Source organism: Pseudoxanthomonas sp. SGT-18, from assembly GCF_003931645.1.
Taxonomy (GTDB): domain Bacteria; phylum Pseudomonadota; class Gammaproteobacteria; order Xanthomonadales; family Xanthomonadaceae; genus Pseudoxanthomonas.
Window position 1 is genome coordinate 57792 of sequence record NZ_RRYJ01000007.1, and the last position, 24375, is coordinate 82166.

Annotated in this window: 24 protein-coding genes, 1 tRNA gene and 1 pseudogene; 12 read left to right on the forward strand and 14 right to left on the reverse strand. The window is 71.5% G+C overall.

All coding sequences use genetic code 11. The annotated features are described in order from the left end of the window. The first annotated feature begins 4 nt into the window (after positions 1 to 4). From EIM47_RS10600 to EIM47_RS10620, 5 genes are all read left to right on the forward strand, one after another. Positions 5 to 1057, forward strand: a complete 1053-nt coding sequence (locus EIM47_RS10600) for a quinone-dependent dihydroorotate dehydrogenase (RefSeq protein WP_028915281.1) — start codon at positions 5 to 7, stop codon at positions 1055 to 1057. Positions 1058 to 1067: 10 nt separating this feature from the next. Beyond that, complete coding sequence (murB, locus tag EIM47_RS10605) at positions 1068 to 2114, forward strand: UDP-N-acetylmuramate dehydrogenase (RefSeq protein ID WP_028915282.1); 1047 nt, start codon at positions 1068 to 1070, stop codon at positions 2112 to 2114. Beyond that, complete coding sequence (locus EIM47_RS10610; RefSeq protein ID WP_019398664.1) at positions 2114 to 3034, forward strand: DMT family transporter; 921 nt, start codon at positions 2114 to 2116, stop codon at positions 3032 to 3034. The genes murB and EIM47_RS10610 overlap by 1 nt, the downstream gene beginning before the upstream one ends. A gap of 65 nt (positions 3035 to 3099) precedes the next feature. Next, a tRNA-Pro gene (locus EIM47_RS10615) sits at positions 3100 to 3176 on the forward strand. Positions 3177 to 3261: 85 nt separating this feature from the next. Then, positions 3262 to 4509, forward strand: coding sequence for an MFS transporter (locus tag EIM47_RS10620; RefSeq protein WP_026010524.1), 1248 nt, complete (start codon positions 3262 to 3264; stop codon positions 4507 to 4509). Between the two features lie 3 nt (positions 4510 to 4512). On the opposite strand, the gene EIM47_RS10625 is transcribed toward EIM47_RS10620, so the two are convergent. From EIM47_RS10625 to EIM47_RS10685, 13 genes and pseudogenes are all read right to left on the reverse strand, one after another. Next, a complete protein-coding gene (locus EIM47_RS10625) occupies positions 4513 to 5787 on the reverse strand; it encodes a glutamate-5-semialdehyde dehydrogenase (protein WP_028915284.1) in 1275 nt (424 codons plus the stop codon). A gap of 61 nt (positions 5788 to 5848) precedes the next feature. Continuing rightward, a complete protein-coding gene (gene proB / locus EIM47_RS10630; RefSeq protein WP_028915285.1) occupies positions 5849 to 7003 on the reverse strand; it encodes a glutamate 5-kinase in 1155 nt (384 codons plus the stop codon). Then, positions 7000 to 7278: a YciI family protein gene (locus EIM47_RS10635; RefSeq protein ID WP_125076870.1), complete on the reverse strand. Its 279-nt coding sequence runs from the start codon at positions 7276 to 7278 to the stop codon at positions 7000 to 7002. The genes proB and EIM47_RS10635 overlap by 4 nt, the downstream gene beginning before the upstream one ends. Positions 7279 to 7362: 84 nt before the next feature. Then, positions 7363 to 8655, reverse strand: a complete 1293-nt coding sequence (gene argH, locus EIM47_RS10640; protein WP_125076871.1) for an argininosuccinate lyase — start codon at positions 8653 to 8655, stop codon at positions 7363 to 7365. Then, positions 8648 to 9619, reverse strand: a complete 972-nt coding sequence (gene argC, locus EIM47_RS10645; protein ID WP_125076872.1) for an N-acetyl-gamma-glutamyl-phosphate reductase — start codon at positions 9617 to 9619, stop codon at positions 8648 to 8650. The genes argH and argC overlap by 8 nt, the downstream gene beginning before the upstream one ends. After that, a pseudogene (locus EIM47_RS15965) lies at positions 9616 to 9723 on the reverse strand (GNAT family N-acetyltransferase); the annotation flags it as partial. The pseudogene EIM47_RS15965 and the gene argC, both read right to left, overlap by 4 nt. 28 nt (positions 9724 to 9751) lie before the next feature. Continuing rightward, positions 9752 to 11083 (reverse strand): acetylglutamate kinase, encoded by a 1332-nt coding sequence (locus tag EIM47_RS10655; protein ID WP_125076873.1) that lies wholly within the window; start codon positions 11081 to 11083, stop codon positions 9752 to 9754. A 58-nt stretch (positions 11084 to 11141) separates the two neighbouring features. Continuing rightward, positions 11142 to 12245: an acetylornithine deacetylase gene (locus tag EIM47_RS10660; protein ID WP_125076874.1), complete on the reverse strand. Its 1104-nt coding sequence runs from the start codon at positions 12243 to 12245 to the stop codon at positions 11142 to 11144. A gap of 13 nt (positions 12246 to 12258) precedes the next feature. Beyond that, positions 12259 to 12456, reverse strand: coding sequence for a hypothetical protein (locus EIM47_RS10665; RefSeq protein WP_164514594.1), 198 nt, complete (start codon positions 12454 to 12456; stop codon positions 12259 to 12261). Continuing rightward, the gene (locus EIM47_RS10670) at positions 12450 to 12914 is read right to left on the reverse strand and encodes a GNAT family N-acetyltransferase (protein WP_028915291.1); all 465 of its coding nucleotides are present in this window, start codon (positions 12912 to 12914) and stop codon (positions 12450 to 12452) included. Before EIM47_RS10670 ends, EIM47_RS10665 begins: the two co-directional genes overlap by 7 nt. A gap of 1 nt (position 12915) precedes the next feature. Next, a complete protein-coding gene (locus EIM47_RS10675; RefSeq protein ID WP_125076876.1) occupies positions 12916 to 14160 on the reverse strand; it encodes an argininosuccinate synthase in 1245 nt (414 codons plus the stop codon). Positions 14161 to 14246: 86 nt separating this feature from the next. Further along, positions 14247 to 15260 carry an N-acetylornithine carbamoyltransferase gene (locus tag EIM47_RS10680; RefSeq protein ID WP_019398677.1) on the reverse strand — a complete coding sequence of 338 codons (1014 nt, stop codon included), beginning with the start codon at positions 15258 to 15260 and terminating at the stop codon, positions 14247 to 14249. A 304-nt stretch (positions 15261 to 15564) separates the two neighbouring features. After that, complete coding sequence (locus tag EIM47_RS10685; RefSeq protein ID WP_125076877.1) at positions 15565 to 16119, reverse strand: hypothetical protein; 555 nt, start codon at positions 16117 to 16119, stop codon at positions 15565 to 15567. A 139-nt stretch (positions 16120 to 16258) separates the two neighbouring features. Here EIM47_RS10685 and cysS point away from each other — a divergent pair, with 139 nt between their 5' ends. The 3 genes from cysS (at position 16259) to EIM47_RS10700 (ending at position 19414) form a co-directional block, all read left to right on the forward strand. Beyond that, on the forward strand, positions 16259 to 17641 hold the full coding sequence (gene cysS, locus EIM47_RS10690; RefSeq protein WP_205948716.1) for a cysteine--tRNA ligase: 1383 nt from the start codon (positions 16259 to 16261) through the stop codon (positions 17639 to 17641). Positions 17642 to 17736: 95 nt separating this feature from the next. After that, a complete protein-coding gene (locus tag EIM47_RS10695) occupies positions 17737 to 18174 on the forward strand; it encodes a SufE family protein (RefSeq protein ID WP_164514587.1) in 438 nt (145 codons plus the stop codon). Position 18175: 1 nt separating this feature from the next. Further along, complete coding sequence (locus EIM47_RS10700) at positions 18176 to 19414, forward strand: MFS transporter (RefSeq protein ID WP_125076880.1); 1239 nt, start codon at positions 18176 to 18178, stop codon at positions 19412 to 19414. A gap of 347 nt (positions 19415 to 19761) precedes the next feature. On the opposite strand, the gene dksA is transcribed toward EIM47_RS10700, so the two are convergent. Next, positions 19762 to 20892 (reverse strand): RNA polymerase-binding protein DksA, encoded by a 1131-nt coding sequence (gene dksA / locus EIM47_RS10705; RefSeq protein WP_125076881.1) that lies wholly within the window; start codon positions 20890 to 20892, stop codon positions 19762 to 19764. 107 nt (positions 20893 to 20999) lie between these two features. Here dksA and yidD point away from each other — a divergent pair, with 107 nt between their 5' ends. From yidD to EIM47_RS10725, 4 genes are all read left to right on the forward strand, one after another. After that, positions 21000 to 21245 carry a membrane protein insertion efficiency factor YidD gene (gene yidD, locus EIM47_RS10710; protein ID WP_026010529.1) on the forward strand — a complete coding sequence of 82 codons (246 nt, stop codon included), beginning with the start codon at positions 21000 to 21002 and terminating at the stop codon, positions 21243 to 21245. Further along, positions 21245 to 22597 (forward strand): dihydroorotase, encoded by a 1353-nt coding sequence (locus EIM47_RS10715; protein WP_028915295.1) that lies wholly within the window; start codon positions 21245 to 21247, stop codon positions 22595 to 22597. Before yidD ends, EIM47_RS10715 begins: the two co-directional genes overlap by 1 nt. Further along, on the forward strand, positions 22597 to 23430 hold the full coding sequence (locus EIM47_RS10720) for a M23 family metallopeptidase (protein WP_125076882.1): 834 nt from the start codon (positions 22597 to 22599) through the stop codon (positions 23428 to 23430). Before EIM47_RS10715 ends, EIM47_RS10720 begins: the two co-directional genes overlap by 1 nt. Positions 23431 to 23779: 349 nt before the next feature. Beyond that, a complete protein-coding gene (locus tag EIM47_RS10725) occupies positions 23780 to 24217 on the forward strand; it encodes a hypothetical protein (protein ID WP_125076883.1) in 438 nt (145 codons plus the stop codon). Positions 24218 to 24375 lie beyond the last annotated feature (158 nt).

Below are 24375 nucleotides of genomic sequence, written 5' to 3' on the forward strand. Positions count from 1 at the left end.
GTCGATCTATTCCCTGGCCCGGCCCTTCCTGTTCGGCGCCGACGCCGAGCGCGCCCATGGCCTGGGCCTGAAGGCGCTGGAGCTGGCCCATGCCAGCGGCACCATCGCCTTGCTGGCGCGCCGCAGCGCACCGCTGCCGACCCGCGTGCTGGGCCTGACCTTCCCCAATCCCGTCGGCCTGGCCGCCGGCCTGGACAAGAACGGCGCCCACATCGACGCGCTGCTGGCGCTGGGCTTCGGCTTCGTCGAGGTCGGCACCGTGACCCCGCGCCCGCAGCCCGGCAACCCGAAGCCGCGCATGTTCCGCCTGCCGGCGGCTCAGGCGGTGATCAACCGCCTGGGCTTCAACAACGACGGCGTGGACGTGCTGGTGCGCAACGTCGAGCGCGCGCAACGCAAGGGCGGCCTGCTGGGCATCAACATCGGCAAGAACAAGGACACCGCCAACGAGGACGCCGCCAGCGACTACCTGTACTGCCTTGAACGCGTCTACCCGCTGGCCGACTACGTCACCGTCAACATCTCCTCGCCCAACACCGCCGGCCTGCGCGAGCTGCAGGAGGAACAGGCGCTGCGGCGCCTGGTCGGCACCCTGCGCGAGGCGCAGGAGCGGCTGGCCGCGCAGCACGGCAAGCGCGTGCCGGTGCTGGTCAAGATCGCCCCGGACCTGAGCGACAACGACATCGACGCCGCCGCGCGGGTGCTCTCCGACCTGGCCGTGGACGGCGTGATCGCCACCAACACCACGGTCGACCGCGCCCGGGTCCAGGGCCTGCCGCATGCGCAGGAGGCCGGCGGCCTGTCCGGCGCGCCGCTGATGGACCAGGCCACCTTCGTGCTGCGCCGCCTGCGCGCGCGCCTGCCCGAGTCGATCCCGCTGGTGGGCGTGGGCGGCATCCTCTCCGGGGCCGACGCGGTGGCCAAGATGGCCGCCGGCGCGGTCCTGGTGCAGTGCTACACCGGGCTGGTCTACCGCGGCCCGGAGCTGGTGGCCGAATGCGTGGAGGCGATGCGCCGGCGCAAGGAAGCCCCCAGCCGCGGCACCGCCGACGCATGATCCCGCCGGCATGACTGCTCTCTACCAGCTGGTCCGCGACGCGGACCTCACCGCGCGCAACACCTTCCGCGTGCCCGCTCGCGCGCCCTGGCTGCTGCAGGTCAACGACAGCACCACCCTGCCCGAGGCGCTGGTCCTGGACCAGCTGCGCGGCCTGCCGCTGCTGCCGCTGGGCGGCGGCAGCAACCTGCTGTTCGCCGGCGACGCGCCTGGCGCGGTGCTGGTGATGGGCGGCCGCCGGGTGGAACTGCTGCACGACGACGGCGGGCGCGTGCGCGTGCGCGCCGAGGCCGGCGCGGAGTGGCACGGCCTGGTGATGTGGTCGGTGGAGCAAGGCCTGCGCGGCCTGGAGAACCTGGCCCTGATCCCCGGCAGCGTCGGCGCCGCGCCGATCCAGAACATCGGCGCCTATGGCGTGGAGGTCGGCGAGCACATCGCCGCGGTGGAGGCCTGGGACCTGCAGGCCGGTGGCTGGGTGCGGCTGGACCGCACCGCCTGCGCCTTCGGCTACCGCGACAGCGCGTTCAAGCGCCAGCCCGGACGCTGGATCGTGGCCGCGGTGGAATTCGAGCTGTCGCGCACCGCCGCGCCACGCCTGGACTACGCCGGACTGGCCGACGAGCTGGCCGCCATGGGCGCCTCCGCGCCCGGCCCGCGCGAGGTGGCCGAGGCGGTGATCCGCATCCGCCGGCGCAAGCTGCCGGACCCGGCACGGGTCGGCAACGCCGGCAGCTTCTTCAAGAACCCGATCGTGCCGCAGGCGCTGGCCGAGGCGCTGCGCGCCGCGCACCCGGCGCTGCCGGTATTCCCCGGCGACGCGGCCGGTACCCGCAAGCTGTCGGCCGGCTGGCTGATCGACGCCTGTGGCTGGAAGGGCTTCCGCGACGGCGACGCCGGGGTGTCCGCCGGCCACGCCCTGGTGCTGGTCAACCACGGCCGCGCCACCGGCCTGCAGCTGCTGGACCTGGCCCGGCGCATCGCCGCCTCGGTGCGGGAACGCTTCGGGGTGGCGCTGGAACCGGAGCCACGCCTGGTCGGCGCGGACTGGGGAAGCTGATGTCTTCCGCGCGCCGCCCGCTTCCGGTACCGCTGCGTGCCGCGCTGCTGATGCTGGGCAGCACCGCGCTGTTCGGACTGATGGTGGTGGCGATCCGGCTGGCCTCGGCCAGCCTGCACACCTTCGAGGTGGCGTTCTTCCGCAACTTCTTCGGCCTGCTGGCGGCGCTGCCGCTGCTGCTGCGCCACGGCCCCGGGCTGCTGCGCACGCAGCACTTCCCGCGCTACCTGTTCCGCTGCCTGGTCGGCATCTGCTCGATGCTGGCCGGATTCTGGGCGATCGGCCACCTGCCGCTGGCGCAGGCGATCTCGCTGTCCTACTCCACCCCGCTGTTCGCCACCATCGCCGCGGCGGCGATGCTGGGCGAGCGCGTGCGCGCGCGGCGCTGGGCCGCGGTGGTGCTGGGCTTCATCGGCGTGCTGCTGATCGTGCGCCCCGGCACCACCGGCTTCAGCACCGGCACCCTGGTGGCGGTGATGGCGGCGCTGCTGTCGGCGATCGTCGCCATCCAGATCAAGCAGCTGTCGGCCACCGAGCCGGCCGACCGCATCGTGATCTGGACCACCCTGTTGTGGGTGCCGATGTCGCTGGTGCCGGCGCTGGGCGTGTGGACCTGGCCGCAGGGCACCGCCTGGCTGTGGGTGGTGGCCGCCGGCATGTTCGGCACCGGCGGGCACATGCTGTGGACGCGCGCACTGAAGCTGGGCGAGGTCTCGGCGCTGACCCCGATCGGCTTCATGCAGCTGCCGATCGTGGCGGTGTTCGGCTGGCTGCTGTTCGACGAGGCGATCGATGCCTGGACCCTGGCCGGCGCGCTGGTGATCCTGGCCGCCAACGCCTACATCGCGCACCGCGAGGCGGTGCTCGCGCGGCGCGCGGCGACCGGCGCCCCGACCACCGCGGCCAAGCCCGGCGAGTGAGGTGAAAAATTTTTCGGGAAATCCTTGCCCAGCCGCTTCGATATCCAGTATGATGCGCGCCCTGTCGGGGTGTAGCTCAGGCTGGTAGAGCGCTACGTTCGGGACGTAGAGGTCGCAGGTTCGAATCCTGTCTCCCCGACCAATCTTCAAGCGGTACGCAGACCGGCCTCGCGCCGGTTTTTGCTTTCCGGGATCCGGAAAAACCGCAGCCGCCGCGAGGCCATCGCATGCATGCATCCCCTTCCGCAGGCGCGGCCAGGACTTCCGGGCGCGCGCTGGTGCTGGCCGGCATCGTGCTGGCCGCGTTCAACCTGCGTACCGCGGTCACCTCGCTGACCCCGCTGCTGGACGTGCTGGGCCGCGAGTTCGGCTTCGGCCCGGCCTTCGCCGGCCTGCTGGGCATGGTCCCCACCGCCGCCTTCGCCGCCGCCGGCGTCGGCACCCCGCGCCTGGCGCACCGGCTGGGCCTGGAACGCACCGCGGCGCTGTCCATGGGCCTGGCCAGCGCCGGCCTGCTGTGGCGCGCCCTGGGCGGCTCCAGCGCCGCCCTGCTGGCCGCCTCGGCCGTGGCCCTGGCCGGCATGGGCATCGGCAACGTGATCCTGCCGCCACTGGTCAAGCGCTACTTCCCCGAGCGCGTGGGCACGCTCAGCTCGCTGTACATCACCGTGCTGCAGGTCGGCACCATCCTGCCGGCGCTGCTGGCGGTGCCGGTGGCCACCGCGGCCGGCTGGCGGGCGTCGCTGGGCCTGTGGACGCTGCTGGCGCTGGCCGCGCTGCTGCCGTGGCTGCTGGTGCTGCGCCGCGAACGCGAGCCCGGCAGCGAACTGGCGCGGGTGCACGAGGCGGCGGTGCGGCCCGGCGACGCGGCGCCGGAACTGCCGGCGGCCGCCCGCGGCCGGGTCTGGCGCACCGCCCTGGGCTGGGGCATGGCGCTGATGTTCGGCATGACCTCGCTGGTGACCTATGCACTGTTCACCTGGCTGCCGGGGCTGATGGTCGAGGCCGGCGCCAGCGCCGCGTTCGGCGGCACCATGCTGGCGCTGTTCTCGGCCCTGGGCCTGGCCAGCGCGCTGGTGATGCCGGCGCTGGCCGCGCGCCTGCGCAATCCCTACCCCATCGCCCTGCTGTGCGCGGGCTGCCACCTGGCCGGCTTCGCCGGGCTGTACTGGGCGCCGCTGGCCGCGCCGGTGCTGTGGGTGTCGCTGCTGGGCCTGGGCCCGGGCACCTTCCCGCTGGCGCTGACCCTGGTGAACCTGCGCACGCGCTCGCCGGCCGGCTCGGCGGCGCTGTCCGGCTTCACCCAGGGCGTGGGCTACGCGCTCAGCTGCCTGGGCCCGCTGCTGTTCGGCCTGCTGCACGCGCGCAGCCACGGCTGGGGCGCCTCGTTCGCGTTCCTGGCCGGGTGCGTGCTGCTGATGCTGTGCGGCGCCTGGGCGGCGTGCCGCCCGGGCCACCTCGAGGACCGCTGGTAAGGCCTACTCGTCCGCCTGCGCCAGCAGGTCCGGGTGCCGCACCTGGCCCTCGCCGCGGACCACGAAGCGCTCCACGGTCAGCGCCTCCAGGCCCATCGGGCCGTAGCTGTGCAGGCGCGTGGTGGAGATGCCGATCTCCGCGCCCAGGCCCAGCTCGCCGCCGTCGGAGAAGCGCGAGGAGGCGTTGACCATCACCACCGCCGAGCGCAGCGCCTGCACGAAGCGCTCGGCGTGGCTGGCGTCGGCGGTGACGATCACCTCGGTGTGGTCGGAGGTGTAGCGCTGGATGTGCTCGATGGCTTGCTCCAGGCCGTCGACCACGCGCACCGCCAGGATCAGGTCCAGGTATTCGGCGGCGTAGTCGTCCTCGGTGGCCTCGACCATGTCCGGCACGATCGCGCGGCTGCGCTCGCAGCCGCGCAGCTCGACCCCGCGCCCGCGCAGTTCGCGCGCCGCGCGCGGCAGGAACGAGGCGGCCACGTCGGCGTGCACCAGCAGGGTTTCCAGCGAGTTGCACGCGGCCGGGCGCGAGACCTTGCCGTCGACCAGCAGTTCCAGGGCGATGCCCAGGTCGGCCGGCGCGTCCACGTACTGGTGGCACACGCCCTTGTAGTGCTTGATCACCGGCACCCGCGCGTGCTCGGCCACGAACCGGATCAGGCCCTCGCCGCCGCGCGGGATCACCAGGTCGACGATGTCGTTGAGCTGGATCAGCTCGAGGATGGTTTCCCGGCGCAGGTCCTCGACCAGGGTGACCACCGCCTCCGGCAGCCCGGCCTCGCGCAGGGCGCGCTTGAGCGCGGCGGCGATGGCGGTGTTGGAATGGATCGCCTCCGAGCCGCCTCGCAGGATCACCGCGTTGCCGGCCTTCAGGCACAGCGCGGCGGCGTCGGCGGTCACGTTGGGGCGGGCCTCGTAGATCATCGCGATCACGCCCAGCGGCACGCGCACGCGCTCGACGTGGATGCCGTTGGGGCGGTCGTAGGCGCGGGTCACCTGGGCCACCGGGTCCGGCAGTTCCGCCACCTCGCGCAGCGCGTTGGCCACGCCCTGCAGGCGCTTGTCGTCCAGGCGCAGGCGGTCCTGCATGGCAGCGCCCACGCCCTTGGCCACCGCCGCCTCGATGTCGCGCGCGTTGGCCTCCAGGATAGCGGCCGCGTCGGCCTCCAGCGCATCGGCCATCGCCCGCAGCAGCGCGTTCTTGCCTTCCGTGGACAGTTGGGCGATGGCCAGCGCGGCTTCGCGCGCCTGCAGTGCCTGGGTCTTGATGTCGCTCATGGTCGTTCCCTGCTCCTGGTTCGGTCCGGGCCATGCCGCGCCGGCCGGGGCTGGCGCCGGCTCAGGCCGGCAGCAGCACCAGGTCGTCGCGGTGGATCACGTTGCCGCCGTAGTTGTAGCCCAGGATCGACTCGATGTCGCGCGAGTGGCGGCCGGCGATGCGGGCCACGTCCACCGCCGAGTACTGGCTGATGCCGCGGGCCACGGCGCGCACGCCGCCGTCCCCGCGCACCACCACCTCGACCATGTCGCCGCGGCGGAACTCGCCCTCGGCCGCGACCACGCCGCCGGGCAGCAGCGAGGCGCCCTTGGCCGCCAGCGCGGCGGCGGCGCCGGCGTCGACCACGATCCGCGCCCCCCGCTCCACCGGCGCGTGCCGCAGCCAGTACTTGCGCGCGGCGATGCGGCTGCGCGCGGCGCGGATGCGGGTGCCATGCAGGCGGTCGTGGACCAGCTCGCGCACCACCTCCGGGCGGCGGCCGTTGAACAGCACGGTGTCGATGCCGGCCGCGCCGGCCTTGGCCGCGGCCTCCAGCTTGGTGCGCATGCCGCCGGTGCCCACGGCGCTGCCGCTGCCGCCGGCCATGGCCAGCACTTCCGCGGTCAGCTCGGCCACCTCGGGCACCAGCCGGGCCTGCGGGTTGCCGCGCGGATTGGCGTCGTACAGGCCGTCGATGTCGGTGGCGATGAACAGCACGTCGGCATCGATCAGGGCCGCGACGATCGCCGCCAGGTTGTCGTTGTCGCCCAGCTTGAGCTCGTCCACCGAGACGGTGTCGTTCTCGTTGACCACCGGCAGCGTGCCCAGCGCCAGCAGCTCCTTGAGGGTGGCGCGGGCGTTGAGGTAGCGGCGGCGGTTGCGCAGGTCGTCGTGGGTCAGCAGCACCTGCGCCACCGGGCGCTCGAAGAAGCGCTGCCACAGCTCGATCAGGCGTGCCTGGCCCAGCGCGGCCAGCGCCTGGCGCTGGGCGATGGCGGCGCCGGCCTCGGCCGCGCGCGGCAGGATGGCGCGGCCGGCGGCGACCGCGCCGGAGGACACGACCACCACCTCGCGCCCGGCCAGCACCGAGGAGGACACGAACTGTGCCAGGCCCAGGGCGAAGCGCGGCGACAGCCCGCCGCCATCGGCGGCCAGCAGGCTGCTGCCGACCTTCAGCACGGCACGGCGCCAGGCCGGCAGCGGTTGCAGGTGCAGGGACAGGGCCGCGTCGCTCATGCCTGGCCCTTGCCCCGCGCGGCCAGGGTCCACTCGCGCGCCTCCAGGCTGGAACTGCCGGTCAGCGCCAGCGGATCGGCGGCGGCGACGGCCTGGGCCTCGCCAAGGCTGGCGAGCCCGCGCAGCACGTAGGCGCCGCCGCTGCCGTCGGCGAACGGACCGGAAGCGGCCAGCAGGCCGCGCGCGTCCAGGTCGTCCAGGTACGCCAGGTGCGGCGCGACCACGGCCGGGTCGAAGCCCGGGCGGCGCATGGCGATGACGAGGTAGTGCTTCATGGTGCGTCCTTCCTGTCGGCAAACCGTCGTTGCACTTCCGCGGACGGCGCGCCGCCCGCGTCTACCACTGCGCCAGCCGGCCCCTTACAGGGCGGCCCAGCGCGCTTCCAGCTCGGCCAGGCGCAGGTCCGCGGCCGCGCCGGGCGAGGTGCGCGCGGCCAGGCTGCCTTCCGGCGTGCGCCCCTGCCCCGCGGTGTCGGCGCTGGCCGCGGCGGCCTTGTAGGCCTCGCGGAACGGCACGCCGGCGATCGCGGCCTCGACCGCCACGTCGGTGGCATACATGCCCGAGTCGATCGCCGCGCGCAGCTTGTCCCCGCGCCACTCCAGGTTGGCCAGCAGCGCCGGCAGCAGTTCCAGCGCGGCCAGGCCGCGGGCGAAGCCGTGCACGATCGCGCCCTTGGAGGACTGCAGGTCGCGCTGGTAGCCGGAGGGCAGCGACAGCAGCTGCTCGATCTCGGTGCGCGCGGCGGCCACGCTGGCGTGGGTGGCGCGCATCAGCTCGATCACGTCCGGGTTGCGCTTGTTGGGCATGATCGAGCTGCCGGTGGTGTACTGCGGCGGCAGCGCGACGAAGCCGAACTCGGCGGTGGTGTACAGCGACAGGTCCCAGGCCAGGCGGCGCAGGTCCAGGGTCGCGCTGCCGAGGGCCTCCAGCGCGGCCAGCTCGAACTTGCCGCGCGACAGCTGGGCGTACACCGGGCTGACCTGCATGCGCGCGAAGCCCAGCGCGGCGGTGGTGTGTTCGCGGTCCAGCCTGAGGTTGACGCCGTAGCCGGCAGCCGTGCCCAGCGGGTTGCAGTCCACCAGCTTCAGCGTGTCGGCGGCGCGGATGGCGTCGTCGATGAAGGCCTCGGCCCAGCCGGCCCACCACATGCCGGCCGAGGACACCACGGCGCGCTGGATGTGGGTGTAGCCCGGGATCGGCAGGTCCTTCTCGGCGACGGCGCGGTCCAACGCCACCCGCGCGACCTCGCGCGACAGCTGCGCCACCCGCGCCAGCTTCTCCTTCAGCCACAACCGGGTGGCGACCAGGATCTGGTCGTTGCGGCTGCGGCCGGTGTGGATCTTGCGACCTGCATCGCCCAGGCGCTCGGTCAGGCGCGACTCGATCGCCGAGTGGCAGTCCTCGTAGCGCTCGTCGAGCACGAAGGCGCCGCTGCGGAAGTCCTCGGCCAGGATCGCCAGTTCGCGCTTGAGCCCTTCCAGCTCTTCGGCCGAGAGGATGCCGATGCGCTGCAGTCCCTCGGCGTGCGCGGTGCTGGCGGCGATGTCGTGCAGGAAGAACTCGCGGTCCAGGACCACGTCGTCGCCGGCGAGGAAACGCTGGATCTGCGCGTCCACCGCCACGCCGGGCTTCTGCCACAGCAGCTCAGCCATGGGCACTCTCCTTTAAGGCCGGGATCGACGCCAGCTCGGGCAGTCCCAGCGCGATGTTGATGTTCTGCATGGCCTGGGTGGCCGCGCCCTTGAGCAGGTTGTCGAGGGTGGCCACCACCACCAGGCGCTTGCCGCCCGGGGCCACGGTGAAGCCGCCGATCTCCACGCCGTGGCGGCCGGCGATGCGGCTCACCCACGGCGCATGCTCCAGCACCTGCACCAGCGGCTCGCCGGCGTAGCGCTGCTCGTAGCGCGCGCGCACCCAGTCGGCCTTGAGCGGCTCGGCCAGCCACATGTTCACGGTCATGGTGATGCCGCGGAAGTGCGGGGCCACGTGCGGCATGAACTCCACCGGGACCCGCAGCTGCGCGGAGACCTCGCGCTCGTGGATGTGGTCGGCCAGCGCGTACGGCATCAGGTTGTCGCGCAGCAGCTCGGGGTTGTTGCGGTCCGAGGGCGTGGTGCCGGCGCCGGAGTAGCCGGACACGCCGAAGCACTGCGGCGGGCCGGCCAGGTACTCGAGCATCGGCCAGATCGCCAGCTGCATCGCGGTGGCGTAGCAGCCGGGATTGCTGATCCGCTTCTGGCCCTGGTAGCCGCCGCGGGTGATCTCCGGCAGGCCGTAGTACCAGGCCGGGTCGAAGCGGTGGTCGGCCGACAGGTCGACCACCAGGGTGTCCGGGGCCTGGGCATCGATGCCGGCGACGATCTCGCCGGACTTGCCGTTGGGCAGCGCCAGCACCACCACGTCCGCGCCCTTGGCCGCGACCTGTTCGTGGGCCAGGTTCTCGAAGCGCAGTTCGCCCTGGTAGGCGTCGTTGTGGTCGGCCACGCGCTGGCCGTCCAGCTCGCGCGAGGACACGAACGCCAGCTCCAGCTGCGGGTGGGCCGCCACCAGGCGGATCAGCTCGGCGCCGGTATGCCCGCGGGCGCCGACGATGCCGATGGAATACTTCCTGCTCATGCGTGCGAATCCAGTCGGAACCGGAGGTGGCTGCGCACCCCCGGCCATTCGGTGTCGATGATGGAGAACACGACGGAATCGCGCAGCGTTCCGTCGGCGTGGCGCCAGGCCTGGGGGGATGGCGCGGCCATGTCAGCCGACCAGGGTGGGCTGGCGCGTGCCGCAGTGGGCCACGCAACGCTCGATCCGGTCGAAGCCCCCGATGCCGTACCAGAACACTTTCCACTTCTCCTGCTTGATGCAGCCGTCGGACTCGGCGTAGTAGAAGATGTTGACCTGGTTGTTGTGGCGCGAGCGCCAGAACAGCTCCGGCGTTTCCTCGCGCATCACGTTCCACACCGCCCGGCCCAGGCCCTCGCCCTGGGCGTCGTCCAGCACCGCGAACTTGTCCAGGTAGGTGCCGGCCTCGGTGCGCACCAGGACCACCGCCGCGCGGTAGTTCTCGCTGACGTAGGCGCGCAGCAGGTCGGTGCGCTCGAAGTAGTCCGGCACCAGCTCGCGGCCGAAGCTGGACTCGATCAGCGCCTTCATCCGCGCCAGATCCAGGTCGCGCCACGACTCCACCCGCAGCACGCGCTCGCCGCGGCGCACCAGGGTGCCGGAGCCCTTGTGGGTGAACAGCTCCTTGGCCAGGTCGGCCGGGCGGGTGATCGACACCGAGGACTCCAGCGGCAGGCTGTCCAGCAGGTCCTTGATCTGCTCGATCTTGACCTTCATGCCGCCGTGGATCCACGGCTGCTGGATCAGGTGCTCGTATTCGGTGGACAGGTTGATCGAGTCGATCACCTTGCCCTTCTCGTCGAGCAGGCCGCCGGTGCCGGTGAGGAAGATGATCTTGTACGGCTGCAGTTCGCGCACCAGCTCGTTGGCGGCGAAGTCGGCGTTGATGTTGAGGATCTGGCCGCTGGGGGTCTCGCCCAGGCTGGTGATCACCGGGATCGAGCCGGCGTTGAGGCTGGCCTCGATCGGCGCCAGGTTGACCTTCCTCACCTCGCCCACCAGGCCGTAGGTGGCCTGGTCGAGGTAGTCGGCCTCGAACACGCCGCCGGTGATCGAGGTGGCGCGCACGCCGTTGCGCTGCAGCGCCTCGACCAGCTTGAGGTTGGAGGCCTGGAACACGCGGCGCACGATCGCCAGCGCTTCCGGCGAGGTCACGCGCAGGCCGTTGACGGTCTGCTTCTCGATCCCCGCCGCCGCCAGCTCGGCGTCCAGCTGCGGGCCGGCGCCGTGCAGCACGATCGGGGTCAGGCCGACCTCCTGCAGGAACGCCAGCGAGGAAGTCAGGTCCTCCAGCTCGTCGCGCAGCACCGCGCCGCCGACCTTCACCACCGCGAAGCGCTTGGCGTCGACCTGGGAGAAGCGCTTGAGGTACTGGCTGATCTCCTTGGCGCTGGCCATGCTGGACAGCAGGCGGACGATGGTCTGGCGGGTCTGGATCTGGGTCGGGGTGGCGGGAACGTTCACGGTCGGATGTCGGAGGGAAGGAAGGGCCGGCCCGGGGCCGGCGCGGAAAGGGGTTCGCTCAGCGCGGGCCGTTGATGATGCGGTGGACCGACTCGGCGTAGCCGCGCAGCTGGTCCAGGGTCACGAACTCGTCGGCGGTGTGCGCCTGGGCGATGTCGCCGGGGCCGTACACCAGCGCGGTGTAGCCGCCGGCCGAGAACAGCGAGGCCTCGGTCCAGAAGTCCACGGCGTTGCCGATCGGCAGGCCCAGGGCGTCGGCCACGTCGCGCGCGGCCAGGCGGCGCTCCTCGGCGCGGGCAATGTCGCCGGAGGGCAGGCTCGGGCCGCGGAAGGTCTCCTCGAAGTGCGCCGCGGCCGGCTCGGCGAAGCCGGCGAAAGTGGCCAGCAGCTGGTCCACGTCCATCGACGGCAGCGGACGGAAGCCGAAGCGCAGCTCGGCTTCCGGCGCGATCATGTTGGCCTTGATCCCGCCCTCGATGCGGCCGATGTTGAAGCGCAGGCCGGTGAGGCCGCCGAAACGCGCGTGCGCCAGCGACTGCACGTGGTCCAGCGCGCGGCCGCCCCAGCGCACGGCCTGGTGCAATGCGCTGGCGGCCGCGTCCTGCTGGCCGGAGGCGTGTCCGGCGCGGCCCTTGAAGCGCACCAGCACCGAGGAAATGCCACGGTGCGCCAGCACCGCCTGGCCCATGGTCGGCTCGGCCACCAGCACCGCCTCGTAGGGGATGCCGCGCTCGAGGAAGGCGGCGATGCAGCGCGGGTCGTTGGCTTCCTCGTCGGAGGAGAACAGGAACGCGGCGTCGCCGTCGCCGGCATTGGCCGCGGCCACCAGGGCGGCGGCGGCGCCCTTGATGTCGCACACGCCCAGGCCGAGCACGCGGTCGTCCAGGCGGCGCATGAGGTGCGGGTCGGCGCTCCAGTGCGGCGAGTCCGGCACCGTGTCCAGGTGCACGTTGAACAGGTACTTCGGCCTGCCGCGCACCGCGTACAGGCTGACAGCGCCGGCGCCGTGGTCCACCACCTGCAGCACCTGGAAGCCGGGCAGGTTCGCGCGCAGGTAGTCGAAGATGCCGCCCTCGGCGGCAATCGCGCGCGGCGGGTTGCGGGTGTCGAAGGACACCAGCTTTTCCAGGTGCGCGAGGGTGGATTGGAGCAGGTCGGTCATGGGGGCCGGTGTGTCAGGCGGAAGCGGCCGCGGACTGGTAGATGTCCGGGCGGAGGATTTCCATCAGGGTCTGCGGCCGCGCCAGCGCGGCGAAACCGAACTGCGCGTACAGGCCGTTCCAGTACGCCTCCCGTGACAGGAAACGGTGGATCAGGTCGAGGTCCAGTTCGCTGCGGTCGTTGCTGATGCGCAGTCGGGTCATCGTCACAATCCCTTGCTGAACCCGATGAAGCCGTCCGCACGCGCCCAGCCTTCGCTGGCGTAAAGCGCCTGGGCGGTGGCGTTGTCGACCGTGGTCTGCAGCTCGAGCCGCACCGCCCCGCGCTTGCGCGCGTCCTCGGCGGCCCTGCGCAGCAGCGCCCGGCCCACGCCCCGCCCGCGCGCCTGCGGCGCGACGAACAGGTCGTTGAGCAGCTCGATCGGCGCGGTGCCGACCGAGGTGAACAGCGGATACAGCTGGGTGAAGCCCAGGGCGTTGCCTTGCGCGTCCACCGCCAGCAGCAGGTGCGAGTCGCCGCGCTCCAGGCGCTGGCGCAGGAACGCCGCCGCGCGCGTCGGGTCCGACGGCTGCCCGTAGAACACGCGGTAGCCGTCGAACAGCGCCGCCAGCGCCGGCAGGTCGTCCATGCCGGCGCTGCGTACCAGGATGCGGGCGGCCGCTTCGCTCACGTCAGCGGTTGACCTCGGCCCACAGGGTGCTGCTCATGCCGAACAGCTTGATGAAGCCCTCGGCCTCCTCCACGCCCCAGTCGGCCGACTGGGCGTAGGTGGCGCCCTTGGCGTTGAGGATGTGCGGCGAGCGCACGGCCACCGCGTCGACGCGGCCGCCGCGGGTCTCCAGCACCACCTCGCCGTTGACCTTGGCCTGCGAGGACTTGAGGAAGGCCTCCAGGTCGGTCTTCAGCGGGTCGTGGTAGAAGCCCTCGTACACCAGCTCGATCCACTTGCGCGCCACTTCCGGCTTGAAGCGGTTCTGGTGCTTGGACAGCACCGCCTCCTCCAGCGCGCGGTGCGCGGCCAGCAGCGCGGTCAGGCCCGGGGCCTCGAACACGATGCGGCCCTTCAGGCCGATCACGGTGTCGCCAGTGTACAAGCCGCGGCCGACGCCGTACTGGGCGAACATGGTGTTCAGCCGGGCCAGGATCTTCGCGCCCTCCAGCGGCTTGCCGTCCAGCTCCACCGCCTCGCCCTCGACGAACTTCAGGGTCACCCGCAGCGGCTCGGCCGGCCACGCGCTGCGCGGCGCGCACCAGGCGCGGGCGCCCTCGCCCGGGGCTTCCCACTTGTCGATCTCGCCGCCGGACATGGTCACGCCCAGCAGGTTCTCGTTGATGGTGTAGCTCTTCTGCTTGGCGCGCACCTCGAAGCCGCGCTCCTCCAGGTACTTCTGCTCGTAGGCGCGGGTCTGGGTGTGTTCCTTCTGGATCTCGCGGATCGGGGCGACGATGCGGTAGTCGCCCTGGGCCTTGACCGCCAGGTCGAAGCGGACCTGGTCGTTGCCCATGCCGGTGCAGCCGTGGGCGATGGCGTTGGTGCCCAGCTCGGCGGCGCGCCTGAGCGCGGCGTCGACGATCAGGTAGCGGTCGGAGACCAGCAGCGGGTACTGGCCCTGGTAGCCCTCGCCCGCCCACACGAACGGCTTGACGAAGCCGTTCCAGATCGCGGCCCCGCCGTCGACGGTGACATGGCTGGCCACGCCCAGCTCCGCGGCGCGCTGCTCGATGTAGGCGCGCTCCTCGGCATCCACGCCGCCGGTGTCGGCGAACACGGTGTGCACGTTCCAGCCCTGCTCCTTCAGGTAGGGCACGCAGAAGCTGGTATCCAGGCCGCCGGAGAAGGCCAGGACGATGTCGCGGCTGGCTGCCGCGGGATTCGGGATTCGGGATTCGGGATTGGTGGAAGCAGCTTGTGACATGGGGGCGTCTCTCTCAGAAATCAGTAGTAGGCAATGGAGGGGGGATCCGGTCCCGCTCTTTCGAATCACGAATCCCCAATCCCGAATCACCGGCCGCGCACCAGCGCGGCCATCACCGCCTTCTGCACGTGCAGGCGGTTCTCGGCCTCTTCGATGGCGATGCAGTTGGGCGAGTCCATGACCGCGTCGGTGGCCTTGACGTTGCGGCGCAGCGGCAGGCAGTGGCTGAACACGCCGTTGTTGGTCAGGGCCATCTTGGCCTCGTCGACGATGAAGTGCTTGTACTGGTCGCGGATCGGCTTTTCCGGCTCCCAGTTGCCGAAGTAAGGCAGCGCGCCCCAGCTCTTGGCATAGACCACGTCGGCGCCGCGGTAGGCGTCCTCGATGTCGTGGCTGATGCGGAAGGAGCCGCCGCTCTCGGCCACGTTCTGGTTGGCCCAGCCGATGTAGCGCTCGTCGAGGATGTACTCCGGGGTCGGGCACAGCAGGGTCACGTCCATGCCCAGGCGGGTGGCGATGGTCAGGGCGGAGTTGGCCACCGCGGTGTTCAGCGGCTTGGGGTGGTAGGTCCAGGTCAGGACGTACTTCTTGCCGCGCAGGTCGGTGGTGCCGAAGTGCTCCTGCAGGGCGAGGGCGTGGGCCAGCTCCTGGCACGGGTGGGTGATCGTCTCCATGTTGATCACCGGCACCGTCGAGTACTTCGCGAAGGCCTTGAGCACGCGGTCCTCGCGGTCGTAGCTCCAGTCCTTGAACTTGGGGAAGGCGCGCACGCCGATCAGGTCCACGTAGCGGGCCAGCACGCGCGCCACCTCGGCGATGTGCTCCTCGGTGTCGCCGTCCATCACCGTGCCCAGGTCGAACTCGATCGGCCACGCGTCCTTGCCCGGCTGCAGCACGATGGCGTGGCCGCCGAGCTGGAAGGCGCCCAGCTCGAAGCTGGTGCGGGTGCGCATGGACGGGTTGAAGAACACCAGCGCGATCGAGCGTCCCTTGAGCTCGCTGCCCAGCTTGTTGCGCTTGAACGCGGCGGCTTCGGCGAGCAGCGCATCCAGGTCCGGGCGGCTCCAGTCCTGGGTGTTGAGGAAGTGCTTGAGAGACATCGATCGATCCCTTGCGGTGGTGGCCGGCGGGCCGGCGTGGGGTGATGCTTTAGCTGGAAAAAGTCCTTTGCGCATGAAACCGTTGCCGTGCCAGAAACGAAAAAACCCAGCCTGGGGCTGGGTTCTCGAACGGACAGCACGACACTCCGGTCACCCAGCGGAAAAGTGGGATTCCGGTCGGCGCGCACGCGAGGTCATCCCGGAGGCCATCCGGGCGGCGCTCGCAGCGTGCGGCTGAAGGTCGGTATTCATGGGCCGGCGATGGTCGCACGCACCTGCGGCGCGTGCAAGTCCGCAGGCCGCCTCAGGGGGAATGCGCGGGCTCGCCCACCCAGGGGGTCACCGAGACCCGGATCCGCAGCCGGTTGCCGGGATCCTCGGCCAGGCGCGAGCGGTACTTGGTGCCCTTGTAGACGTAGTCCACGTCGTAGGCGATCGGCCGCTGGAACTGGCGCTCGACCTGGACCAGGCGGCAGTTGGCGCCGCCGCGGGGCGTGGCCGAGACCGGGGCCGGGTCCGGTTTGGCGCGCGGCGCCTCCTCGCGGAACATGCCCTTGACCGACTCCACCATCCGCTCCAGCACCCCCGGGGATTCAGCGCCGGCCTTGCTCGCTCGCGAACGCACCTCCACCACCGGGACGTCGTCGCAGCGCTCCTCGGTGCGGGTGGCGCGCAGGGTCTGGTAGACCGGCTCCACCCGCAGCACCTGGGCGTAATCGAAGCGGACGTTCTCGGCGGGAACGACCCGGACCGGTGCTTCGGGCTGTTCGCCCTTGCGGCTGTCCGGCTCCTGGGCCCCCGCAGCCAGCCCGAACGAGCAGGCCAGGCACAGCACGGGGATTTGCAGCGACAGTCGCATTGGTACCAGTGGGGGGCGAACGGAGGCTCCAGTGTAGGGATCGCGCCTTGAACGCCGCTGAACCGCCGCGCCCCCGCGGCGGCCGCGGGCCGGCCACCCGGTCCGCAGGCTAGAATGCGCGGCTCGTCCCCGGTATCCCGTGCCGATGTCCCTGCGCCTGTACAACAGCCTGACGCGCCAGGTCGAAGCCTTCCAGCCGCTCGATCCCGCCTGCCCCACCATGTACGTGTGCGGGCCCACGGTCTACAACTACGTGCACATCGGCAACGCCCGCGGCCCGGTGGTGTTCGGGGTCCTGGCCGCGCTGCTGCGCCGGCGTCACGGCGCCCTGAAGTACGCGCGCAACATCACCGACGTGGACGACAAGATCAATGCCGCCGCGGCCGAACAGGGCGTGCCGATCTCGGCGATCACCGAGCGCTTCGCCGCCGCCTACCGCGAGGACATGGCCGCGCTGGGCGTGGCCGGCGACTTCGCCCCGGACATCGAGCCCACCGCCACCGGCCATATCGCGCACATGATCGCGATGATCCAGGGCCTGATCGAGGCCGGCCATGCCTACGCCGCCGAGGGCCACGTGCTGTTCTCGGTGGCCAGCTTCGCCGACTACGGCCGCCTCTCGCGCCGCGACACCGAGGAGATGCTGGCCGGCGCCCGGGTCGAGGTGGCCCCGTACAAGCGCGACCCGGGCGACTTCGTGCTGTGGAAGCCCTCCAGCGACGACCTGCCCGGCTGGGATTCGCCCTGGGGCCGCGGCCGCCCGGGCTGGCACATCGAGTGCTCGGCCATGGCCGAGGCCCACCTGGGCACGACCATCGACATCCACGCCGGCGGCATCGACCTGCAGTTCCCGCACCACGAGAACGAGATCGCGCAGAGCCAGTGCGCCCACGGCGGCGCGCCGTTCGCCCGCTTCTGGCTGCACAACGGCATGCTCAACTTCGGCGGCGCCAAGATGAGCAAGTCGCTGGGCAACATCGAGAAGGTCCACGACCTGGTGCGCGCGCACCCGCCGGAGGCACTGCGCTACGCGCTGATGTCGGCCCACTACCGGCAGCCGCTGGAGTGGTCCGACGCCCTGGTCGAGCAGTCGGTGCGCACCCTGGACCGGCTGTACGGCACCCTGCGCGACCTGGCCGGCGTGGACGCACAGCCGGCGATCCCCGCCGCGGTCGAGGCGGCGCTGGACGACGACATCAACACCCCGCTGGCGCTGGCCGAGCTGGCCCGCATCGCCGGCGAGGCGCGCAAGGCGACCGACGCCGGCGAGCGTGCGCGGCTGAAGTCCGAGCTGCTGGGCGCCGGCCTGGCCCTGGGCCTGCTGCAGCAGGCGCCGGAAGCCTGGTTCAACCGCGGCGCCTCCGGCGAGGACGACGCCCGGATCCAGGCCCTGGTGGACGAGCGCAGCGCGGCCAAGAAGGCGCGCGACTTCGCCCGCGCCGACGCCATCCGCGACCAGCTGGCGGCCGAAGGCATCCTGCTGGAGGACACGCCGCAGGGCGTGCGCTGGAAGCGCGCCTGACGCGCCTGCGGATGTCCGGCCATGGATGACCGGCCAGTGCGATCCCAGGCCCGCCACGTCGCGCCATGGACGGCCACACCATCAACGAGAAACCCGTGACCACTACCCCCTTCCCGCTCGAACCCACCGCCGCCGAGGCGCAGGCCGCCATCCGCGACGAGTTCGCGTTCTTCGCCGACTGGGCCGAGCGCTACCAGTACCTGATCGACCTGGGCCGCAAGCTGCCGCCGTTCCCGGAGGAATGGAAGACCGAGGAACACCGCCTGCACGGCTGCCAGTCGATGGTCTGGATCGTGCCGCAGGGCAACCGCGATCGCCTGGAGTTCCATGCGATCAGCGACTCGGCCATCGTCTCCGGCCTGATCTACCTGGCCCTGCGGGTCTACTCCGGCCGTCCGGCGGAGGAAATCCTGGCCACCGAGCCGGACTACATCGCCGACATCGGGCTGGCCAGGCACCTCTCACCGACCCGCAGCAACGGCCTGGCCTCGCTGCTGGCCTTCATCCGCGACACCGCGCGCGCCCAGGCCTGAGGTGGAAGCGGCTCCGGAAAGCCTGCTCCGTTCGCCGCTGCGCGAAGGCAGCTTCCGGATCCTGCTCGGCTACCGCCTGTTCGCGATCCTGTCCTATCAGATCGTCGCGGTCACCGTCGGCTGGCACGTCTACGAGCTGACCCGCGACACCTTCGCCCTGGGCCTGGTCGGCCTGGCCGAGGTGCTGCCGTACATCGGCATGGCCCTGTTCGCCGGCTACCTGGTCGACCACCTGCCCAAGCGCCGGCTGGGCGCGCTGGCCACCGCCGGGCTGTGCGCCACGGCCGTGCTGCTGATGCTGGTCGCCGCCGGCCGCATCGCGCCGGGCGCCACCTGGCCGATCTACGCGGCCATCGTCCTGACCGGGCTGGTCCGCGCCTTCCTCACCCCGGTGTACACCGCGCTGTTCGCGCGGGTGCTGCCGCGCGCCCAGTTCGCGCGCGGCGCCAGCATCGGCAGCGTGGTGTTCCAGGGCGGACTGGTGTGCGGCCCGGCGCTGGGCGGCGTGCTGGTCGGGCTGGCCGGCAAGACGGTGGCCTACGGCGTGGCCGCAGTGCTGGCAATGGCCGCCGGCGCGGTGCTGCTGGCGCTGCGGGTGGACGAGCCGCCGGCGGAAGGGCCGCGCGCGCCGGTGTTCGCCAGCATCGGCGAGGGCCTGCGCTTCGTGTTCGGCAACCAGGTGATGCTCGGCGCGCAGGCGCTGGACCTGTTCGCGGTGCTGTTCGGCGGGGCGATCTCGCTGGCGCCGGCCTTCATCCGCGAGATCCTGCACTACGGTCCGGAAGGGCTGGGCATCCTGCGTGCGGCCCCGGCGCTGGGCGCGGTCGTGGTGGGCCTGGTGCTGGCGCGGCACGCGCCCGGGCGCAACGCCGGGCGCCTGTTGCTGTGGGCGGTAGCCGGGTTCGGGCTTTGCATCATCGGCTTCGGCCTGTCGCGGCACTTCTGGCTGTCGGCGTTCTTCCTGCTGCTGTCCGGCGCCTGCGATGGCGTGTCGGTGGTGCTGCGCTCGACCATCATGCAGCTGGTCACCCCCGACGGCATGCGCGGGCGGGTGGCCTCGATCAACGGCATTTTCATCGGCTCGTCCAACGAGCTGGGCGCGTTCTACGCCGGCTCCATGGCGCGCCTGCTGGGCCTGGTCCCGGCGGTGGTACTGGGCGGCTGCGTCACCCTGGGCGTGGTCGCCACCACCGCGGTAAAGGCGCCGCGGCTGCGGCGGCTGGATCTGCGCAAGCTCTGACCTACCCGCACCCCGCATGGCCCGACAGGACCGACGGCCTTGCCGGGCCGCCGTCAGGTGACGTGCGGCGGTGGCGGAGACGACCGCTGTGGGGTGCCGCGGACTCCGGACGGAGCCGCGCCGCACCGGGGCATGGCATCGCGCGACTCCGCGTCCGGCTCCAGGGCGGAGGTGAGGGTCGTGGTGCCAGCGGCGTTGGAGAAGCGCCGGCCCGCGTCCCCGGACGCGGGCGTCCGGCGGCATGGGCGCAGTGGCGCGCGCACATGCCGGCCCACCCCGTCGGCGAGGACTGGAAAAACAAAGCCCGCCGTGAGGCGGGCCTTGTCGCCATGCTTGCGGGAGCGGGCTTACTCGCCCTGCTGCTTCTGCAGGTGCTCCCAGCGCTCCTGGGCATCGATGGTGCGCTCGGCGGTCAGGCGCGCCTCCAGGCGCTCCAGGCCGATTTCCTCGCCGGTGTCGACGCAGTAGCCGTAGTCGCCGGCCTCCAGGCGCTTGAGCGTGCTGTCGATCTTGCCGATCAGCTTGCGGTAGCGGTCGCGGGTACGCAGTTCCAGCGAGTTCTCGGTCTCGCGGGTGGCACGCTCGGCCTCGTCGCCGATGTCGCGCACTTCGTCCTTGAGGTTCTCGATGGTCTGCTTGGACTCCTCGACCAGGTCGGCGCGCCACTGCAGCAGCCGCTGCCGGAAGTACTCCAGCTGCAGCGGGTTCATGTACTCCTCGTCGGGCGAGGGCTTGTAGCCTTCCGGAAGGATGGGACGTCCGGTGGCTTCGTCGATCTTGTATTCCACGACCTTCCTGCGGGTGGGGGCCGGGCTCACATTCTCGGGCTTTTTGGACACCACGGCGACGGCGACCTTGCCCGGGGTACCCGGGGGAGTCGGGACCGGCTTGGCCGGAGCGTTGGAACTGGGGGATTTCGGTGCGGGCACTGGCTTGTCTTGCAGAGTTGCGGCGACCGGTGCCTGGTGGACCTTGCGGGTTTCCGGCTGGGCGGTCGCGGTAACGGGTGCGGTCGTCCTGGCGGACTTGGCGGCGGGGGTTTTGGTCTTGCTGGCCGGCTTGGGAGCAGCCGGGGTGGCGACCTTGCGGGGGGCCTGCTTGGCAGCCTTGGCCGGGGTCGCCTGCCGGGCGGTGGTCTTCGCCGCCGCGGCCTTGGTGGTGGGCTTGCTGGTCCGGGTTGCCGCCGCCTTCTTCGCGGGCGCGGCCTTGCTGGCAGCCACCTTCTTCGCCGGAGCCTTCTTCGCCGGCGCCGCGGCCTTCTCCACCGCAGCCACCTTGGCGGGCTTCTTCGCCGCCGGCTTGGCGGCCTTGGTCGCCTTGGCCACCGCCACCGCCACCGCCTTCTTGGCGGGCTTGGCGACCTTGCCGGCCGCCACCTTCTTGGCGGCAGGCTTGGCGGTCTTCCCTGTCGCCTTGGCAACGGGGGAAGGCTTCTTGGCCGGCTTGGCGGCCTTCTTCACGGGTTTCTTGGCAGCCACGTACGAAGGTTCCTCCGAAGTTTTCCCCGCCTCAGCGGGAAAGCGCGCCTTTATAGCCCACCCCATCCCGGGCGGCAACCTCACGGGGTGGCGGGTATCATGCGGCGGTGATCACACGCCTGCTCATCATGATGCTGCGCTTTTACAAGCGCTTCATCAGTCCCATGCTGGGGCCGCGTTGCCGGTTCGTGCCCAGCTGTTCTGAATACGCGATGCAGGCGATCGAGCGGCATGGCCCGCTGCGCGGCAGCTGGCTGGCCGCCCGCCGCATCGGCCGTTGCCACCCCCTCCATCCGGGCGGCTACGACCCCGTCCCTGACCGCCCGCACGATTCCTGCCAAGGACACCATTGATGCCCTCCATCCTCATCACCAATGCCCGCCTGGTCAACGAAGGCCGCCAGACCGAGGGCGACCTGCGCATCGAGGACGGCCGCATCGCGGCCATCGGCAGCGGCCTGCAGGCGCGCGCCGGCGAGCAGGTGGTGGACGCGGCCGGCCGCTGGCTGCTGCCGGGCATGATCGACGACCAGGTCCACTTCCGCGAGCCGGGCCTGACCCACAAGGGCGACATCGCCAGCGAGTCGGCCGCGGCCGTGGCCGGCGGCCTGACCAGCTTCATGGACATGCCCAACACCAACCCGCCGACCCTGGACGCGGCGGCGCTGGAAGCCAAGTACGCCGCGGCCGCCGGCCGCGCCTGGGGCAACCACGGCTTCTACCTGGGCGCCAGCAACGACAACCTCGAGGCGGTGCGCTCGCTGGACCCGAAGGCCGCGCCGGGCATCAAGGTGTTCATGGGCGCCTCCACCGGCAACATGCTGGTGGACGACCCGGAGACCCTGGACGGGATCTTCCGCGAGGCCCCGACCCCGATCATCACCCACTGCGAGGACACCCCGACCATCGACCGCACGATGGCCGAGTTCAAGGAAAAGTACGGCGCCGACGGCCTGACCGCCGCCATGCACCCGGACATCCGTTCGCGCGAGGCCTGCATCAAGTCCACCCGCCTGGCCATGGAGCTGGCGCGCCGGCACGGCACCCGCCTGCACGTGCTGCACATCTCCACCGCCGACGAGCTGGCCCTGTTCGAGCGCGGCCCGCTGCTGGGCGCCGACGGCAAGGTGCGCAAGAAGATCACCGCCGAAACCTGCATCCACTTCCTGCGCTTCGACCGCGCCGACTACGCGCGGCTGGGCAACTTCATCAAGTGCAATCCGGCGATCAAGGACGCCTCCGACCGCCAGGCCCTGGTCCAGGCCCTGGTGGACGACGTGATCGACGTGCTGGCCACAGACCACGCCCCGCACACCCTGGAGGAGAAGCAGAAGCCCTACCTGCAGGCGCCTTCCGGCCTGCCGCTGGTGCAGTACGCGCTGCTGGCGGCGATCGAGCTGGTGCACGAGGGCAGGCTGGACATCACCCGGGTGGTGGAGAAGGCCAGCCATGCCCCGGCGCGGCTGTTCGACGTCGCCGAACGCGGCTTCCTGCGCGAGGGCTACTGGGCCGACCTGGTGCTGGTCGAGGACAGCCCGCTGACCGTGCGCCGCGAGGACGTGCTGTCCAAGTGCGGCTGGTCGCCGTTCGAGGGCACCACCTTCCGCTCGCGCATCGCCTCGACCTGGGTCAACGGCCAGCTGGCGTGGAACGGCCGCGAGCTGGTCGGCGCCCCCGCCGGCCGCCGCCTGGAGTTCGAGCGTTGATGCGGCCGGTCCTGCGTGCCGCGCGGCGGGCGCTGCTGGCCGCGCTGCTCCTGCTTGCCCTGCCCGCCCCCGCCCGGGACGACACCCGGGTGGTGTTCCCGGCCAGCGTGCCGCAGGGCGCGATGGTGATCGGCAAGGTGCCGCCGGGCAGCCGGGTCGAGTACGCCGGACGGGTCCTGCGCACCACCGGCTACGGCACCGTGGTGTTTGGCATCGGCCGCGACGAGGCCGGGCAGGTCGAGGTCGCGGTGGTGCGCCCGGATGGCGTGCGCAGCGTCGAGCGGATCGCGGTCAGCCCGCGCGACTGGCCAGTGCAGCGGGTGGACGGAGTGCCACCGAAGACGGTCGAGCCGCCGCCGGAGATCGCCGCGCGCATCGCCCGCGAGCAGGCCCAGGTCACCGCCGCGCGCCAGCGCGACGACGACCGCGCCGACTTCGCCCAGCGTTTCATCTGGCCGGTACAGGGCCGCATCAGCGGCCGCTTCGGCCACCAGCGCGTGTACAACGGCAAGCCCGGCTCGCCGCATTCGGGGATGGACATCGCCGCCCCCAACGGCACCCCGGTCAAGGCCCCGGCCGCCGGCGTGGTGACCTTCGCCGCCCCGGACCTGTACCTGACCGGCGGCACCGTGCTGCTGGACCACGGCTTTGGCATCAGCTCCAACTTCCTGCACCTGTCGCGGATCGACGTGAAGGTGGGCGACCGGGTGGAACAGGGCCAGGTCGTTGGCGCGGTGGGCGCGACCGGACGCGCGACCGGTCCGCATCTGCATTGGGGGATGAACTGGTTCGATGTGCGCATCGATCCCCTGCTGGTGCTGGAGCGCCCCTGAAAAAGGTGGTTCACCAACGCTGCGCGCAGCGGCGGGTTCATCTAGACCGCGATCCCTGGGATCTTGGTGTACATCGGGGCGCGGTTCGATGTGCGCATCGACCCCTTGCTGGTGCTTGAGCGCCCCTAGGCTGGCTGTTCACCAGCGCTGCGTGCGGCGGGGGGTTCATCTCCACCGCGGTCCCCGGGTACGCCGGGCGCAGTTCAATGTGCACGTTGCCCGTCGCTGGTACTTGAGTGCTCCTGGGCTGATTGTTCACCAACGCAGCGCGCGGCGTGTTCGTCATACCGCACACGCGGCGGAGATGTGATTTGATGCCACGCTCCCCCGCTTCTGGTACAGAAGCGGGATGAGCCAGCATCCCTGCCCTGCCCTCCGGTCCCTGCCCGCCATCCGCATGGCCGGTCCGCTACTGCTGGCCGCCACCTGCGCCTGCGCGGCTCCGCCAGCGCAGCGCGCTGCATCCACCGCTCCCGACACCAGCGGACCTATCGCCAGCAAACCTCCCATCGAACAGCCGCCCGGCAAGGACCTCCCCCGCCCCGGCCAGCCAGGCTACGAGGTCCCTGGCAGCCGCATCGTGGTGCCGACGCGGATGCAGCCTGGCAGCCAGGCCACCGCGAAGGTCCCTGTCGGGTCGATCGTCGAGGCATTCGGCACGCGCACGGAAGCCACCGACGGACGGGTCCTGCTGCAGGCGCCGACCACGCCCGGCCGTTACGACGTGCGCGTGACAGCGCCGGACAGGCCGCCGATGAAGCTGGTGGTCGAAGTCGCAACGCCTTGAATCTTCGAACCCGCTGCAAGCATTGCTTGCAGGCCATTGTCCTGAACGCAAACTAAAGCTAGTTTCACTGGGCACGGTCTCGATGCCGTGGCGCTTCCCAGCACAAGGACAGCAAATGAACACGAAGTTCCCGATCCGTGGGCGCAGGTCCCGTGGAC